The sequence below is a fragment of the uncultured Boseongicola sp. genome, from assembly GCF_937988555.1.
Classification (GTDB): domain Bacteria; phylum Pseudomonadota; class Alphaproteobacteria; order Rhodobacterales; family Rhodobacteraceae; genus Boseongicola.
Genome location: NZ_CALJXO010000110.1, coordinates 1 through 14,706, shown reverse-complemented (window position 1 = coordinate 14,706; position 14,706 = coordinate 1). Strand labels below are relative to the sequence as shown.

Annotated in this window: 14 protein-coding genes and 1 pseudogene; 10 read left to right on the top strand and 5 right to left on the bottom strand. The window is 57.8% G+C overall.

Annotation, left to right across the window (positions count from 1 at the left end; genetic code table 11):
- The 8 genes and pseudogenes from Q1B15_RS06005 to Q1B15_RS05970 all read left to right on the top strand — a co-directional run.
- Nucleotides 1-283 (top strand): annotated as a pseudogene (locus Q1B15_RS06005) (sugar ABC transporter substrate-binding protein); the annotation flags it as partial.
- Between the two features lie 120 nt (nt 284-403).
- Nucleotides 404-1,330, top strand: coding sequence for a sugar ABC transporter permease (locus tag Q1B15_RS06000; RefSeq protein ID WP_299751589.1), 927 nt, complete (start codon nt 404-406; stop codon nt 1,328-1,330).
- 10 nt (nt 1,331-1,340) lie between these two features.
- Nucleotides 1,341-2,180 carry a carbohydrate ABC transporter permease gene (locus tag Q1B15_RS05995; RefSeq protein WP_299751586.1) on the top strand — a complete coding sequence of 280 codons (840 nt, stop codon included), beginning with the start codon at nt 1,341-1,343 and terminating at the stop codon, nt 2,178-2,180.
- On the top strand, nt 2,177-3,202 hold the full coding sequence (locus Q1B15_RS05990; RefSeq protein WP_299751583.1) for a Gfo/Idh/MocA family oxidoreductase: 1,026 nt from the start codon (nt 2,177-2,179) through the stop codon (nt 3,200-3,202). Before Q1B15_RS05995 ends, Q1B15_RS05990 begins: the two co-directional genes overlap by 4 nt.
- Nucleotides 3,199-4,197, top strand: a complete 999-nt coding sequence (locus Q1B15_RS05985) for an ABC transporter ATP-binding protein (RefSeq protein ID WP_299751580.1) — start codon at nt 3,199-3,201, stop codon at nt 4,195-4,197. The genes Q1B15_RS05990 and Q1B15_RS05985 overlap by 4 nt, the downstream gene beginning before the upstream one ends.
- Nucleotides 4,198-4,253: 56 nt before the next feature.
- The gene (locus tag Q1B15_RS05980) at nt 4,254-4,595 is read left to right on the top strand and encodes a PrpF domain-containing protein (RefSeq protein WP_299751577.1); all 342 of its coding nucleotides are present in this window, start codon (nt 4,254-4,256) and stop codon (nt 4,593-4,595) included.
- A gap of 61 nt (nt 4,596-4,656) precedes the next feature.
- Nucleotides 4,657-5,313 carry a dienelactone hydrolase family protein gene (locus Q1B15_RS05975; protein WP_299751574.1) on the top strand — a complete coding sequence of 219 codons (657 nt, stop codon included), beginning with the start codon at nt 4,657-4,659 and terminating at the stop codon, nt 5,311-5,313.
- A 27-nt stretch (nt 5,314-5,340) separates the two neighbouring features.
- A complete protein-coding gene (locus Q1B15_RS05970) occupies nt 5,341-6,243 on the top strand; it encodes a DUF1932 domain-containing protein (RefSeq protein ID WP_299751571.1) in 903 nt (300 codons plus the stop codon).
- Nucleotides 6,244-6,251: 8 nt separating this feature from the next.
- On the opposite strand, the gene tcuB is transcribed toward Q1B15_RS05970, so the two are convergent.
- The 3 genes from tcuB to Q1B15_RS05955 are packed head-to-tail and all read right to left on the bottom strand — an operon-like array spanning nt 6,252 to nt 9,371.
- Nucleotides 6,252-7,331, bottom strand: a complete 1,080-nt coding sequence (tcuB, locus tag Q1B15_RS05965; protein WP_299751569.1) for a tricarballylate utilization 4Fe-4S protein TcuB — start codon at nt 7,329-7,331, stop codon at nt 6,252-6,254.
- Entirely contained in the window at nt 7,321-8,715 is a 1,395-nt protein-coding gene (tcuA, locus tag Q1B15_RS05960) for an FAD-dependent tricarballylate dehydrogenase TcuA (protein WP_299751567.1), read from the bottom strand. The genes tcuB and tcuA overlap by 11 nt, the downstream gene beginning before the upstream one ends.
- A gap of 5 nt (nt 8,716-8,720) precedes the next feature.
- Nucleotides 8,721-9,371, bottom strand: a complete 651-nt coding sequence (locus Q1B15_RS05955; protein ID WP_299751565.1) for a GntR family transcriptional regulator — start codon at nt 9,369-9,371, stop codon at nt 8,721-8,723.
- A 77-nt stretch (nt 9,372-9,448) separates the two neighbouring features.
- Between Q1B15_RS05955 and Q1B15_RS05950 the strand changes: the two genes are divergently transcribed.
- Together Q1B15_RS05950 and Q1B15_RS05945 are read left to right on the top strand one after the other, a co-directional pair.
- Nucleotides 9,449-10,534, top strand: a complete 1,086-nt coding sequence (locus tag Q1B15_RS05950; RefSeq protein WP_299751562.1) for an AbrB family transcriptional regulator — start codon at nt 9,449-9,451, stop codon at nt 10,532-10,534.
- Nucleotides 10,531-12,321: a gamma-glutamyltransferase gene (locus Q1B15_RS05945; protein WP_299751559.1), complete on the top strand. Its 1,791-nt coding sequence runs from the start codon at nt 10,531-10,533 to the stop codon at nt 12,319-12,321. The genes Q1B15_RS05950 and Q1B15_RS05945 overlap by 4 nt, the downstream gene beginning before the upstream one ends.
- On the opposite strand, the gene Q1B15_RS05940 is transcribed toward Q1B15_RS05945, so the two are convergent.
- Entirely contained in the window at nt 12,303-13,721 is a 1,419-nt protein-coding gene (locus Q1B15_RS05940; RefSeq protein WP_299751557.1) for a sensor histidine kinase, read from the bottom strand. The two genes, Q1B15_RS05945 and Q1B15_RS05940, sit on opposite strands and share 19 nt — an antisense overlap.
- Nucleotides 13,718-14,392 (bottom strand): response regulator transcription factor, encoded by a 675-nt coding sequence (locus Q1B15_RS05935; protein WP_299751554.1) that lies wholly within the window; start codon nt 14,390-14,392, stop codon nt 13,718-13,720. The genes Q1B15_RS05940 and Q1B15_RS05935 overlap by 4 nt, the downstream gene beginning before the upstream one ends.
- Nucleotides 14,393-14,706 lie beyond the last annotated feature (314 nt).

Here is a 14,706-nt window from a genome sequence, read left to right as displayed (position 1 = left end):
TGCGACGATCTTCGCCAACGCGCTACCGGGCTTCTTTCCGCTGTCCGACGCACCGGTCACGTTGGAAGACCCGCTGGCTCAGGAGTTCATCTCCTGGCGCGGTGAATGCGAAAGCACAATCCGGTCTACCTACCAGGTTCTGTCACGCGGAACGCCAAATCTTGAGAACGACACATGGAACGCATCGGTGGCCGTGATCAAAGGCGAGGAATCCCCGGAAGATGCTGGCAAGCGTCTGCAAGCAGGACTGGCCAGCTGGTACGAGCCTCAGCAGTCAGCCTAGGAGCCAAAAATCCTCGGCGCGCCGGAGGCTTTGCCACCGGCGCGCACTGCGCCCCGCTACATTCCACACTTTTGCCGCTGAGCCATTGTTCAGCGCCCTCTCAAACGGCAGGAACGTCTCATGTCAAAGGATCAGGCGAAACCAAAGTTCAGATGGCATATCGTGGTTTTTCTGGCACCTGCCGTGCTGGTCTACACGGCAGTGATGATCTACCCGCTGTTTGCGACGCTGCGCTTGTCGCTGTTTACTGAGGTCGATCAGGAACGGGTTTATGTCGGATTGCAAAATTTCCGCACGCTGTTTGGCAACGCCTTCTGGTCGGAACAGTTTTGGAATGCGCTTGGCAACAATTTATGGTTCTTCGTCGTCCATATGCTGGTGCAGAACCCGATCGGCATTGCGCTTGCCGCCATCTTAAGCCAACCGAAATTGCGCTTTGCCAGTTTCTATCGCTCGGCCATCTTTATTCCGACCATCTTGTCCTTCGTCATTGTGGGGTTTGCATGGAAGCTGATCCTGTCGCCAATCTGGGGCATCGCGCCGGGCATGTTGGACGCAGTGGGTCTTAAGTCTTTGTATGCACCATGGCTCGGCAAGGAGGCCTATGCCCTGACGACCTTGTCGTTGGTGTCAGTCTGGCAGTTCGTGGGTATCCCGATGATGTTGATCTATGCCGCCTTGTTGTCCATCCCGGACGAAATTCTTGAGGCCGCCGAGGTCGACGGCATCACGGGTCTTTCCGCTTTCTGGAAGATCAAACTGCCGCTGATCCTACCGTCGATCGGGATTATCTCGATCCTGACATTTGTGGCCAATTTCAACGCATTTGATCTGATCTATGCGGCCCAAGGCGCGTTGGCCGGTCCGGATTTCTCGACCGATATCTTGGGTACTTTCATGTACCGGACGTTCTTCGGGTTCCAACTGCAACTTGGCGATCCGCACATGGGGTCGACCATTGCGTCCGCCATGTTTGCCATCATTCTCATCGGCGTGTGCATATACCTTTTCGGTATCCAGTCACGCATGCGCCGCTATCAGTTCTGAGGAGATTGACATGAGCATTGCACGCCAAAATCGCCTCAACACATTCGCCGCCCATGGCGCGTTGATTCTCTACACGCTGATCGCAATGTTTCCGGTCTTTGTGATTGTTATTAACAGCTTCAAGACTCGAAAAGCGATCTTCCGCGAGCCCTTAGCGCTGCCGAATGCCGATAGTTTCTCACTTATTGGGTATGAAACGGTGCTAAAGCAGGGAGATTTTTTCCTCTACTTTCAGAACTCGATGATTGTCACGGTCGGCTCGCTTTTTTTCATTCTGCTTTTCGGATCCATGGCCGCCTTTGCGTTGGCAGAGTATCGCTTTAAGGGCAATCTGATCATGGGGCTGTATCTGGCCTTGGGGATCATGATTCCAATCCGCATCGGTACCGTCGCAATTCTGGAGATGATGGTACAGACCGGTCTTGTGAACACGCTTTGGGCGCTGATCCTGGTCTATACGGCACAAGGGCTGCCGCTGGCGGTGTTCATCCTTTCCGAATTTATGCGGCAAGTTAGCGACGACCTGAAAAACGCTGGTCGCATCGACGGGCTGTCTGAATACCGGATATTCTTCCGCCTTGTTTTGCCGCTGGTGCGTCCTGCCATGGCGACAGTGGCGGTGTTCAATATGATTCCGATTTGGAACGATTTGTGGTTCCCGCTTATTCTTGCACCCGCTGAAGAGGTGAAAACTCTGACGCTTGGAAGTCAGGTGTTCATCGGTCAATTCGTGACGGACTGGAATGCAGTATTGTCGGCCTTATCCTTGGCAATTCTGCCGGTGATGGCGCTCTACGTTGTCTTCTCACGCCAGTTGATCCGTGGCATCACATCGGGAGCAGTCAAATGAGAGTTGTCATTGCAGGTTTGGGAAATATGGGGCGCAGCCATGCGCTTGCCCACCATTATCACCCCGAGGCCGAGATCGTTGGGTTGGTGAACCGGTCGGATGTTGATTTGCCGGAAGAACTTGCGGACTATCCACGTTTTGCGCGCTTTGAAGACGGTCTGGCGCAGAACGCTGATCTTGTTTGTATCGCAACATATTCCGACAGCCACGCCGATTATGCGATTGCCGCCATGGAAGCGGGTGCTGACGTTTTTATCGAAAAACCACTGGCGACAACCGTTGCGGACGCCGAGCATGTCGTTGCGACAGCGCAGCGGCTGAACCGCAAATTGGCCGTCGGCTATATCCTGCGCCATCACCCAAGTTGGCAGCGACTTATCAGTGAGGCTCGCGATCTGGGGGGGCCGTATGTGTTTCGCATGAACCTTAATCAGCAGTCGGACGGCCCGACTTGGGAAACGCATAAGGCGTTGATGCAAACCACCAGCCCGCTTGTCGATTGCGGCGTGCATTACGTCGACGTGATGTGCCAGATTACTGACGCCAAACCGGTTCGCGTCAGCGGCATGGGCCTGCGTCTTTCAGATGAGATTGCGCCGGATATGTATAACTATGGCCAGCTGCAGGTCTGGTTCGAAGACGGTTCGGTCGGATGGTACGAGGCAGGCTGGGGACCGATGATGTCCGAGACCGCCTTTTTCGTAAAGGATGTCGTGTCGCCCAATGGGTCCGTGTCCATCACCGACGGCAACAAAGGCGCGTCGGACGACGTCGACGGCCATACGAAGGTTGGCGGGTTGCTTGTCCATCGCCCAACCGGAGACCACCTGATCGAAATGCCCGATGAACCGGGTCACCAAGCGCTTTGCGATGCGGAGCAAGCGTTCATGATCAAGGCAATCAAAGAAAACATCGACCTGACACGGCACATGAGCGATGCAGTGCAATCCCTCGCCATTTGTCTGGCAGCGGATGAGAGCATTCGCACGGGTCGACCCGTAGACTTAGGAGTTTCCCAATGACCGCGCTGGCCCTCACAGATGTCTGCAAATCCTTTGGCTCGGTAGAGGTTCTGAAGGATATAAACCTGACTGTGGAGGACGGCGAGTTCGTGGTTTTCGTCGGCCCATCGGGCTGTGGCAAGTCAACGTTGCTGCGCGTGATAGCGGGACTTGAAGACGCAAGCAGCGGGACTGTCGAAATTTGCGGCAGCGTGGTCAACAGTGTTCCGCCGGCCAAGCGCGGTATCGCAATGGTCTTCCAATCTTACGCGCTTTATCCGCACCTTAGCGTGCGCGACAACATGTCCCTTGGTTTGAAGCAAGAGAAACAACCGAAACCTGTGATTGAAGAAAGGGTCAATAAAGCCATCGAGATGCTTGATCTTGGCGCTTACGTCGACCGCCGCCCTTCTGACCTTTCAGGTGGGCAACGCCAACGTGTGGCCATCGGGCGCGCGATTGTGCGGGAACCCAAATTATTCCTATTTGACGAGCCACTTTCGAACCTGGATGCCGCGTTGCGGATGAACACACGCATTGAGATCGCCGAGCTGCAACGCACACTTCGTGCCACGATGATCTATGTGACACACGATCAGACCGAGGCGATGACGCTTGCTGACAAGATTGTCGTTCTGCGGGATGGTCGGGTCGAGCAGGTGGGGTCTCCGATGGAACTTTACAACAATCCAGCGAACCAGTTTGTTGCAGGTTTTTTGGGATCACCGGCGATGAACTTTCTGAAAAAAGCTCCGCTTTCAATTCCCGAAAATGGAGTGCTTGGCATCCGCCCCGAACATTTGCGACCCATGGCGGGGGGCCGCATCAAGGGGACAGTTATCCATGTCGAACGCTTGGGCGGGGACACGAATCTCTTGGTTTCGACGGATCAAAAAGAGCCGCTGACGGTGCGTATTTTTGGTCAGGATGGGACACGGGTCGGAGAAACGATCGAGCTTGATTTCGATGATGCGGTTTCATTTGCATTTGATCATGAACAGCGCCGCGTCGGCTAGATTGTCTGGCTGATCTCCCGCAGAACCTGCAGAAATTGCCGCTGGCCTTTCGTTGGATGCCAGTCGGCGCGGCAAAGGAAACCGATTGGGGCGGCGCAATCTCGACGCGGACGTCTATTCCACATCGTTGCCACAAGACGATTGGTATTCTGGGCGGGGTCAGTGTTGCAACGGCTTGTCTGACGCCGGGGGCGGTTAGGCGTGATCTGGCGGTCATCCCGAAGGGAGCCGCAAAGGCGCTTTCTGTCGAGTATTTGACGGGCGAGATGACTGCGGTTTTTCACGTTGAAGGTGGCTCGATTGTGCGGGCTGAAGTGCTTCGAACAGCGCGCAATTTGATGGACGGCGTGGTACTCCCGACGGATAAAGCGGTGAAGGGCACGCAGGCCGTTGAATGAGACGTGATCTGTGGCCTGCCGAGTGTGCATCTGGCGCGCGACTGCATTGGGAGAAATACACATGATGATCGAATTGACGGCAGCGGATGGCCATCGGCTTGAGTGCTGGATGGTGGATGCGAAGAGCGCGCGCAAGGGTGGGATCGTGATCCTGCAAGAGATTTTCGGTGTGACGGACCAGCTAAAGGATGTCGCCGATCGTTATGCGGCGCTTGGCTATGACGTCGCCATTCCGGCGCTGTTTGACCGACACCAAAAAGGGGCGGTCATCCCTTTTGACGAGGCGCCCCGTGGGCGTAGCCTGATGTTATCCTCAAGTCTTGATCAGACAATGATCGACGTTGATGCAGCTGTTGAGGCGTTGAAATCGAGCGGACGCGTTGCCATAATTGGCTATTGCTGGGGCGGCGGCCTTGCGATCCGTGCGGCGCAGGTTCTGGATATTGCCTGTGCGGTGTCGTTTTACGGCACGCGACTTGATGCCTATCAGATTGCGCCATTGAAGGCACCGGTGCAGGGGCATTGGGGAAGCGAAGACGCCCATGTTCCACCTGAGATGCTCAACGCCGCCCGAACTTTTTTCCCCGATATGGAGGTCCACACATATGCGGGCGCAGATCACGCCTTTGCCAATGAGCACCGCCCGGCGGCCTACCTGGAAGAGGCGGCTAAGCTTGCGCATGCGCGAGCGGCGGCGTTCATCGCAGCACATGTATGACGTGGAAATAAATAGGCAGGGTTGGCAATGCGGATAGCTTTTATTGGGTTGGGCGAGGCTGCGGGGGCTTTCATTTCCGGGTGGGGCGGCGCGATGGTGGAGGCGATCCGCACTTATGACATCAAATCGGATGATCCCAAGACCGCTGGGGAGATCCGATCTCGCGCCACGGAGTTGGGGGTCAGGTTGTGCGGGACCGCGACAGAAGCGCTGGACGGTGCGGACCTGATATTCTGCACGGTGACGGCCGACCAAGCTGTGGCGGCAGCGGATGGTTACGCGGCGTTTATGGAAGACGGCGCGGTCTGGTGCGATCTCAACAGTTGCGCGCCACAATCAAAGCTGCGCGCAAATGGGATCGTGCGGGCGCAAGGCGGACGCTATCTGGATGTCGCCGTGATGGCGCCGGTTTACCCCAAGCGCAATTTGGTGCCCTGTTTGATTTCGGGGCCAGACGCCGCAGAATTGGCACCGATTTTGCAAGGGTTGCCGATGCATGTCCGGGTGATGGGTGATCAGGTCGGGCGGGCCTCGTCGATCAAGATGGTGCGTTCGATTATGGTTAAGGGCATGGAGGCTTTGACGGCCGAATGCGTGCTTGCGGCAACCGCTGCCGGTGTCGAGGACGAGGTGTTTCCGTCGCTGAAGTCTGGGCATCCCTGGATCGATGTGCCTGAGCGCGCGGCTTATAATTTTGAGCGAACGCTTGTTCACGGCAAGCGCCGGGCAGCGGAGATGGATGAAGTCGCAAAGATGCTGACCGATCTTGGTCTGCCGAATGGAATGGCGGCTGCGACGGCAGACTGGCAGCGTGTCTTGTCCGGCTCTGGCGTTGCTTTACCGGCGGACAGTGCGCCTGATCATCGTTGGTTTTCCCAAGCGTACCTGCAAGCGCTCGGGGTCAGCTCGCGAAGTGCCGACGAGACTTGAGCGCCGGTTCAGCCCCTCAGTTGCGCATCGCGCACGAGGGCGGCAAGGCGATAAAAGCCATGCACCATTTTCGAGTAGGGCGTCGTCAGAAAGAACGCCAGCACGGTTCCAAGGTGCAGCGCCAGCAGCGGGCTGACCAGAGCAGTTCCTGTTGCGGCGTAAAGCGCGAGACCCGTGGCCCCGGTTGCGCCGAGAAGGAAAACGAAGGCCATTTCCCCGCCCCATACGGATGGTGCGCCGAGAGAAGGATCGGCCTTGATTTTGAGCCATGCAAGGGATGCGGCTCCGATTGTCAAAAGGAAACCGCCGGGGATCCCAAGCAGCTTTGGCAGGCTGAAAAGTCCGTATGGCGCGGGCATATCGAACACATAGTGAAGGACCGTGCCGCTTGAGGTTGAGGCGAGGCACAGCAAGAACCCATACATCACCGCGTGGTGGGCGTGGCGGCGCGCGTGGGAGTAGCGGTCTGTCTTTTCAAAGTTGCAGCCGTCGGCCGCCCCGCCGGAGAGGTTCTTCATACGCGCGGCGTCGCCGAAGGCAGACTTCAGATGCGCCATCGTGATCGCTGTGCCACCTGCCTCGCGCCAGTAGCGCTTTAAGCCGATAGCAATGACAGCAATCGGGAAGACAAACGCGGGCACAAAGATAGCAACCATCGCGGCATGCGACAGGAAGGCGTAAAATCCCTGGCCGCTTTCTGGTCGAAGCGCCGTTAGGGCCCAAAAGAGAGTCGCAATACTGAGGGCCAAGGCAAGGGCAAGAGCCACGCCATTTTGCTGGAAAACACGCGCAAATCGCCCAGGCCAGGCAAAACGCGTCCAACTTTCGACACGCACTTCCGCCAATGCGGCGGGCAAGTTTAGCGCAAATTCATGCGGTTCGGTGTATTGGCAGGCGTAGTAGCAGCCCCGGCAGTTGTGGCAGAGGTTGGCCAGTTGCGTAATGTCGCCGTCCCCAAAGGCACGCTCGCGTGTGATGGCTGGAAAGACCGAACAATACCCTTCGCAATAGCGGCAGGCGTTGCAAATCTCGATCTGCCGGCGGGCTTCACTGGTGGCGTCTTGGATCTGTGGGATATCAAGCGACATGCGCGGCGGCCTCCTGCCCTGCAATGCGTCCGAAGACGGTTCCAATGGTCATGCCGAAGCCCGCGAGATAGCCTTCGCCAAGGATCGATCCGGCCATGATTTCCCCGGCGGCCCAGACATTGGCAAGCGGTCCTCCCGTGCCGGAAACGCGGGCCGTCTCGTCTACTTTCAGACCAAGATAGGTGAAGGTGACACCCGGGCGCAGCGAATAGCCGTAAAATGGGGGGTCTGTTATTGGACGTGCCCAGTTGGTTTTCGGCGGGGTGAGGCCGTCGGTTGCAAGGCCGTCGAGTTCTGTCGGCATGAAGTTACCGGGGCGGCAGGCCGCGTTGAAAGCATCCACCGTTTCGCGCAGTTTGGTGCCGGAGATGCCAAGCTTTTGGGCAAGCCCGTCAATCGTATTTGCAGTTTCGGGCGGATAGACCGAGGGCATGAATTTGTCGATGCTTTTGGCGTCGATGACAGAGAAGGCAACCTGTTCGGGTTGCCCCGCGACAAGGCGACCCCAGATAGCGTAGCGCTTGGGCCAAACGTCTTCGCCCTCGTCATAAAAGCGATCACCGTCTTTGTTCACAACGATCGAGAACGGCACGCAGTCCAGTCGCGTGACGATGCCGCCGTCAAATTTGGGCGAGCGCCCGTCGATTGCGACCGCATGGCATTGCGTCGGATCGCCCACGCTTTCGGCGCCCTGATCCAGCATATCGCGCAGGACAACACCGCGATTGTAGGGTGTGCCGCGGATCAGGAAGTTGCGCGCAGACGGCCCCCATGCATCCGCCAGCCAGTCAAGATCAGCCTGAAACCCGCCAGAAGCAATTACGACGGCGCGGCCCTCGATGCGGGACGGCGTGCCGTCGATAATTGCGTCCAAACCGGTAAAGGCGCCGTCTTCGACGACGATATGCGTGACCTCGGCCTCGTATCGGGTGGTGACGCCAAGGTCTTCGGCGGTGTTGTAGTAGGCGTTCACAAGCGCCTTGCCGCCGCCAAGAAAGAAAGCGTTGGTGCGGCTAAGCGATAGGGTGCCGGACAGAGATTTCTGGAATGCTACGCCGTGGGCTTCCATCCAAGGCAGGCATTCTTCTGACGCGGCGATCGTCATGCGCGCGAGTGTTTCGTCGGTCTTGCCTTTGGTCACACGGATAAGGTCGTCGAAGTATTCGTCTTTCTCATAAGCCCCGGTCAGAACCGAAAGTGGTCCTCGATGCATGCAGCGAAAATTGCGTGTGTGACGTGAATTACCGCCGCGGTAGGCTTTGGGTGCGCTGTCCAGGATCAGCACGCGTGCGCCTGTTTCTGCGGCCTCGATTGCGGCACAAAGCCCTGCGTTTCCGCCCCCCACCACGATCACGTCCCAGATCGTTTTGCTCAGATCGCGCATATTTTTTAGCCTCGCAGTTGTTTGAGGCGGGCGCGATGGGCGGCTTCGATGTGGATGCGCATGGTGGTTTCCGCTTTGTCTTCGTTATGTTCGGTCAGCGCGTCGATGATCGCCTGATGTTCGGCCAGGGCGTTTTCGACACGCATAGATTCTTCCATCGTTGACGGCCCAAGGATCAGAAGTGTTTTCTGGATTGCCTTGATCGCGCTGACCAGAAACCGGTTGCGGGCTGCGTTCAGAAGTACCGCGTGGAACCGGGCGTTTAGCAAAAAGAGACGCTCGACGTCACTAGTGGCGCCGCGCATTTCGGAGTTGATAGCCTCAAGTTCTGCTGTTTCACTTTTGTAAGCGGCGCGTGCGGCAAAGCGTGCGGCGGTGCCCTCAAGCACACCACGCATTTCATAAAGCTCGGTGATTTCGGCTGAATCCAGCGTTCTGACAGTCGCTCCGACGCGGGGTGTGTGTGTGACGAGGCCATCCGTCTCAAGCGCTCGGATCGCCTCGCGCACAGGCGTGCGACTGATCCCAATACGGGCGGCCAGGTCGGTTTCAGTCAGCCTGTCGCCGGGGCGCAAGATGCCAAGTCGAATGTCGGTCAATAGCCGCGTGTAGGTGTCCTGACCTTGGCTGGTATCGCTGGATTTTGCAATCGGCATAGGGGGACTCGCTAGGGGTTCCAAGATTGCATACACTTGGATACAAGCTGATGCAATAAGTCCGATAGAGTTTGAAAATGGAAGTGTTCCGCGATCATCCCACGCGCCAACGCGCATTGACCCTCACCCTGGCCGTTGCCGGGACGGTAGCATTTTGGTCGACTGGCTTGCCGCTTCCTTTTCTTTTTGGGCCGATGCTCGCCTGCCTGTTTGCAGCCCTTGCAGGCTTGCCGTTGCGGGGCTTTGGGCAAGTCTCGGTTGCGGCGCGCACAATTCTTGGTGTTGCGGTGGGGGCCTCGATCACGCCGGAGTTGATTGGCCGTCTACCGCAGATTGCGGCGTCGGTTTCTTTAATCCCCGTTTACATAGCTATCATCGGCCTGATCGGTGTGCCGTTCTTTCGGCACGTCTATAAATTTGACTGGGTGACAAGTTGGTATGCGGCCATGCCCGGCGGATTGCAGGACATGGTTATTTTTGGCAAGGAAGCGGGCGGCGATGGACGGGCCTTGTCACTGATCCATGCCACCCGCGTGCTGATCATTGTCGCGGTTGCTCCGATTATTCTCACGCAAGGGTTTGGCGTGTCGCTCGACATTCCGATTGGCGTATCTGCCTCAACGATCCCGGCGCAGGAGTTGGCCCTGATGGCGGCGGCGGCCCTTGTTGGGTGGAAGGGAGGCGAGCGGATCGGGCTTTTCGGGGCCTCCATTTTGGGACCAATGATTGTCACTGCCTTCCTGTCGCTCACCGGGTTTATCCACGCACGACCGCCCTCCGAAGCGATCCTTACCGCGCAATTCCTGATCGGGACCGGAATAGGTGTAGGCTATGTTGGCGTGACGCTCTTAGAGTTGCGCCGCGATGTTCTGGCGGGCCTTTTATTTGTCTTGATGCTAGCCGCCCTTGCCGCCGGTTTTGCCGAAGTTGCTTACCTTCTTGGTCTTGCCCCGCCCGTAGAGAGCTTCCTGGCGTTTGCGCCCGGTGGGCAGGCAGAAATGACTGTGCTTGCGATCGTGGCCGGGGCTGATCTGGGCTTTGTCATTGCGCATCATTTGGCCCGCATTGTTATTGTCATAACAGGCGCGCCGATCGCGGCCAGGTTGTTCCGGGTGACCGAGCGGGCTAGGTCCGATGAAAAGCCAAAGGAGCACGAGCAATGACCTTTACGACGAGACCAGAGTTGGCCGGCACATTCGGCATGGTCACGACAACCCATTGGCTTGCTTCGGCGACGGGCATGAAAATGCTTGAAGCTGGTGGTTCGGCCGCAGATGCGGCAGCGGCTGCGGGGTTCGTTTTGAATGTTGTCGAGCCGCATTTGAACGGCCCCCTTGGCGACATGCCTGCGATGATCTGGCCTGTCGGTGATGATCAACCAACTGTTGTATGCGGTCAGGGAACCGCGCCGGCTGGGGCAACCATTGACCACTACCGGAGCGAGGGGCTGGACCTAATTCCGGGCTCTGGATTACTCGCGACTGTGGTGCCGGGGCAGTTTGACGCTTTTATGTTGATGCTGCGCGATCACGGGCGGTTGCCATTGCGCGAGGTTATGGCTCCGGCGATTTACTATGCGCGTCATGGGCATCCGATCTTGCCGCGGGTCGCCGCCACAATTGCAGATATGGCGCATGTGTTTCGCGATGAATGGCCGACATCTGCGCCTGTTTGGTTGCCGGGTGGCGCGGTGCCAGAACCGGGCGCGTTGTTCGCCAATCCGATGCTGGCGGATTTCTGGGACCGTCTGGTGTCTGAGGCCGAGGCGGTTTCCGGGCGTGAGGCGCAGATTGAGGCGGCGCGAAAGGCGTTTCATCAGGGTTTTGTTGCCGAGGCTATCGACACCTATTTGCGTGATGCTTGCGTGATGGATGCCACAGGAGAGCGGCGAAAGGGCGTGATGACAGGCCAGGATATGGCGGGCTGGCGGGCCTCTTACGAGCCCGCTGTATCGGTTGAGCATGCCGGCTGGGACGTCTTTAAGTGCGGGACGTGGACACAAGGCCCGGTTTTGCTTCAGTGTTTACAGATGCTGTCTGGAGATGGTCTGGCGGAGTTGGATCCTGTAGGGGATGACTTTGTCCATTTGATCACTGAGGCACTGAAGCTTGGGTTTGCGGACCGCGAAGCTTATTACGGTGATCCTTTGATGTCGGATGTGCCGACCGAAACCCTTTTGTCTGCGGCCTATGGGCAGGCGCGGCGTGGCCAAATTGCGGATACGGCCTCGCTTGTGCAACGGCCCGGCGAGATTGCAGGGCATGAAGCTCTTGCACAGGCGTTCCTCAAACGTGCGGCGCGTAAGGCGGTTGACGACAAAGGGATCGGTGTAGGCGAGCCGACGATGGCTCATCTGACCGAAAAGCGCGGTGACACGGTTCATATCGACGTGGTCGATCAATGGGGCAATGCGGTATCTGCAACGCCATCGGGTGGCTGGTTGAAATCGAACCCGGTTATTCCGGGGCTTGGCGTTCCGCTTAACACGCGCGCTCAAATGTTCTGGCTGGACGAAGGTTTGCCAACCTCACTGGCGCCGGGGCGCAGACCGCGCACGACACTTTCGCCGTCGATGGCGCGCCGCCCCGATGGTACGCGGATCGCCTTCGGCACACCTGGTGGCGATCAACAAGACCAATGGCAGCTGACATTCCTTTTACGGCTGATCCATCACGGGATGAATTTGCAGGAGGCAATCGACGGTCCGCTGTTTCATACCGGTCATTTGCAAGCGAGTTTCTACCCCCGTGGCATAAGGCCCGGTCATCTCATGGCCGAGCCGCACTTCCCGGCCGCCACCCTTGAAGCCTTGAGGGCGCGCGGGCACAGACTTGAAGTGTCAGAGCCTTGGGCGATCGGGCGGCTGACGGCCGCATCGCGCGCACCAGATGGAATGCTCAAGGCGGCCGCCACGCCCCGGCTGATGCAGGCCTACGCGATTGGGCGCTGATTTCTGCCTGGTGCGATACTCGGTTTTGCGGCGTTTTTTGCGACCATGGGCAGGCTGAGACGGACCAAAAGGCCTTGACGCTCGGTCTGAAGTTCCAGCGTGCCACAGTGGCGTTCTGCGACCGCTTCTGCAATCGATAAGCCAAGCCCCGAGCCTTCGCCGGGGCTTGCTTGGCCGAATCTTGCCAGAACGATCTCGACGTCTTCCGCGCGCAAGCCGTTCCCATCGTCTTCGACAGTAATGATCGCGACGCCGTTCTCTTGTGCCAGACTTAAGCGCACATGACCCAAGTTCGGTCCGCCGTGTTGCAACGAATTGTCCACCAAGTTTGTGATTGCCTCGCGCAGCATCAGCCCATCTGCAATCACCACGATAGGATTGTTCTGCAAGTCAGCCGTTACCTGTACATTGCGCTTTTCGGCGTCGCTTTTCACAGTCTCGATCACCTCGCGAATCACTGTTCCGACCTCGACCGGGGTGTTAAATGCCTCGACAGGGGCTGCGCGGACGCGTTCCAAGGTCAAAAGTTTGTTCGCCAAATCGCTGGCGCGACGCGCGGCAGAGAGCAGTCCGGCGGATCGCTCTTTTGCGGCTTGCGAAGTTGGTGCGGAATGCACGGCTTCGGCCATTGCAAGCACACCAGCGATGGGATTGCGCAATTGGTGCGCGGCGTTTGAGATAAGCGTCGTCTGCGCATCCATCGCGCGTTCCACCTGTCCAAACAGCGTGTTGAGATGCGTCACCAGCCCGCGAATTTCAGGGGGAACGGCCCGGCGGATCGGGCTTAGATCGTCAGAGCTGCGTCGCGAGATAGCGTCTTCCAGATCGAGAAGCGGCCTCAGGCCATGACTGACACCGAACCACACAACCAATGCCACCGAACCGATCAGAATGGCGATGACGGTAAATGTCCGCAAAACAAGATCGCGCACGAAGGCACTGCGCACCGCCACATCCTGCCAGACCGTAAAGGTAAACGCACCGCTGATCCCATCGACTGTAATGACCGACCGGTACCGAAGCACGCGCACGTCGCGGCTGTGGTATCGCCCGTCATAGTAGGTGATCTCGTCATCGCGTCCTTGGTTTACATCGCGCGGGACGGGGGGGGTCGCATAGCCGAGGACGTAGATGCCGTCAGGCGCAAATACGTGATAGAACACAGGTCCGCCGGATGTGTCGGCAAGGATATCTGAGGTTTCAAGCGAGATTGCGTTGCCGTTCGTGCGCGCCACATCCCCCGAGATAGCAAGAGCTGCGGAAAGCAAGCTTCGATCAAACAGATCGGCGGCTGTGGCGCGGGCATTGCTGACCTGCCAGATCGACACCGCCACGCCAATAGCCAGAATTGGGATAAGGATGATCAGCGTCAGTCGCAGGCGCAGCGAAGCAGATGTCATATCGGTGCATTCAGTTGGATCGTATAGCCGAGCCCGCGTTTCACTTTGATCGAGATACCGTGGGGCTTAAGCCTTTTGCGAAGACGCGAGATATGTGCTTCGAGCGCGACTTCCTCGATGTCGCTTCCGGTGCCGTAGGTGTGCTCCAGCAGTTGCAGCTTCGGAACGGTGCGGCCCCCGGCTTGCATCAATGCTTCTAGGATGCTGATTTCGCGTCGTGGGATAGTTTCCGGCCTGCCACCGACCTCGGCTTCGCGGGCATCCAGATCAAGCACCAAAAGCCCAAGCGAAACGGTCTTGCGAAATGGCTGCGGCTTTCTGCGGGACATTGCTCTGATGCGGGCCTCAAGTTCGACCATTTCAAAAGGCTTAACAAGGTAGTCGTCCGCCCCTGCATCCAAACCCTTCACGCGGTCTATCGTATCCGAACGGGCGGTGAGTAACAGCACAGGCCTTTCGTCACCGCGTTGGCGCATTTCTTTGAGGATTGTTATGCCATCCCGCCCCGGCAGGTTGATGTCTAGGATCACCAGGTCTGCTTCATCGGTGCGAAGATAGTCGCTGGCGTGCCTGCCATCGTCCAGCATATCGACGGCGTGGCCTGCATCCTGCAATCTATAGCTGATCCCTTGCGCAAGACTCGCGTTATCTTCGATTAAAACTATGCGCATTTTCTTGTCTTCGCCCTTGTCTTCGCCCTTGTCTGCAAGCTTGACGCAAGGTTCGCAGGACAACACACTGTTATCAAGCGGGTTGAATGACCCGCGTTGCTTAATAGCGCGTGTGCCAAAACGGTAAAGAAACGCGCCTCTGGGAGGAATAAATGACTGACTTTACCAAACTGCGTCATTCGGCGCAGGCTTTGCTTGCAACAACGGTGGCGCTTGCTTTCTCAACGGCGGCTATAGCTGGCGGCCATGGCGGCGTTGATCTGTCCGGCAAGACAGTAGAATTCGTGATCCCGTTCTCGGAATCAGGTGGCTCG

Excerpts from the sequence above, each read along its gene's own strand:
- Q1B15_RS05935 (WP_299751554.1), bottom strand. The coding sequence starts at position 14,392 with ATGCGCATAGTTTTAATCGAAGATAACGCGAGTCTTGCGCAAGGGATC.
- tcuA (WP_299751567.1), bottom strand. The coding sequence starts at position 8,715 with ATGCGCGATCTGAGCAAAACGATCTGGGACGTGATCGTGGTGGGGGGC.
- Q1B15_RS05985 (WP_299751580.1), top strand. The coding sequence starts at position 3,199 with ATGACCGCGCTGGCCCTCACAGATGTCTGCAAATCCTTTGGCTCGGTA.
- Q1B15_RS05975 (WP_299751574.1), top strand. The coding sequence starts at position 4,657 with ATGATGATCGAATTGACGGCAGCGGATGGCCATCGGCTTGAGTGCTGG.
- tcuB (WP_299751569.1), bottom strand. The coding sequence starts at position 7,331 with ATGTCGCTTGATATCCCACAGATCCAAGACGCCACCAGTGAAGCCCGC.
- Q1B15_RS06000 (WP_299751589.1), top strand. The coding sequence starts at position 404 with ATGTCAAAGGATCAGGCGAAACCAAAGTTCAGATGGCATATCGTGGTT.
- Q1B15_RS05995 (WP_299751586.1), top strand. The coding sequence starts at position 1,341 with ATGAGCATTGCACGCCAAAATCGCCTCAACACATTCGCCGCCCATGGC.
- Q1B15_RS05980 (WP_299751577.1), top strand. The coding sequence starts at position 4,254 with ATGCCAGTCGGCGCGGCAAAGGAAACCGATTGGGGCGGCGCAATCTCG.
- Q1B15_RS05945 (WP_299751559.1), top strand. The coding sequence starts at position 10,531 with ATGACCTTTACGACGAGACCAGAGTTGGCCGGCACATTCGGCATGGTC.
- Q1B15_RS05950 (WP_299751562.1), top strand. The coding sequence starts at position 9,449 with ATGGAAGTGTTCCGCGATCATCCCACGCGCCAACGCGCATTGACCCTC.
- Q1B15_RS05990 (WP_299751583.1), top strand. The coding sequence starts at position 2,177 with ATGAGAGTTGTCATTGCAGGTTTGGGAAATATGGGGCGCAGCCATGCG.
- Q1B15_RS05955 (WP_299751565.1), bottom strand. The coding sequence starts at position 9,371 with ATGCCGATTGCAAAATCCAGCGATACCAGCCAAGGTCAGGACACCTAC.
- Q1B15_RS05970 (WP_299751571.1), top strand. The coding sequence starts at position 5,341 with ATGCGGATAGCTTTTATTGGGTTGGGCGAGGCTGCGGGGGCTTTCATT.
- Q1B15_RS05940 (WP_299751557.1), bottom strand. The coding sequence starts at position 13,721 with ATGACATCTGCTTCGCTGCGCCTGCGACTGACGCTGATCATCCTTATC.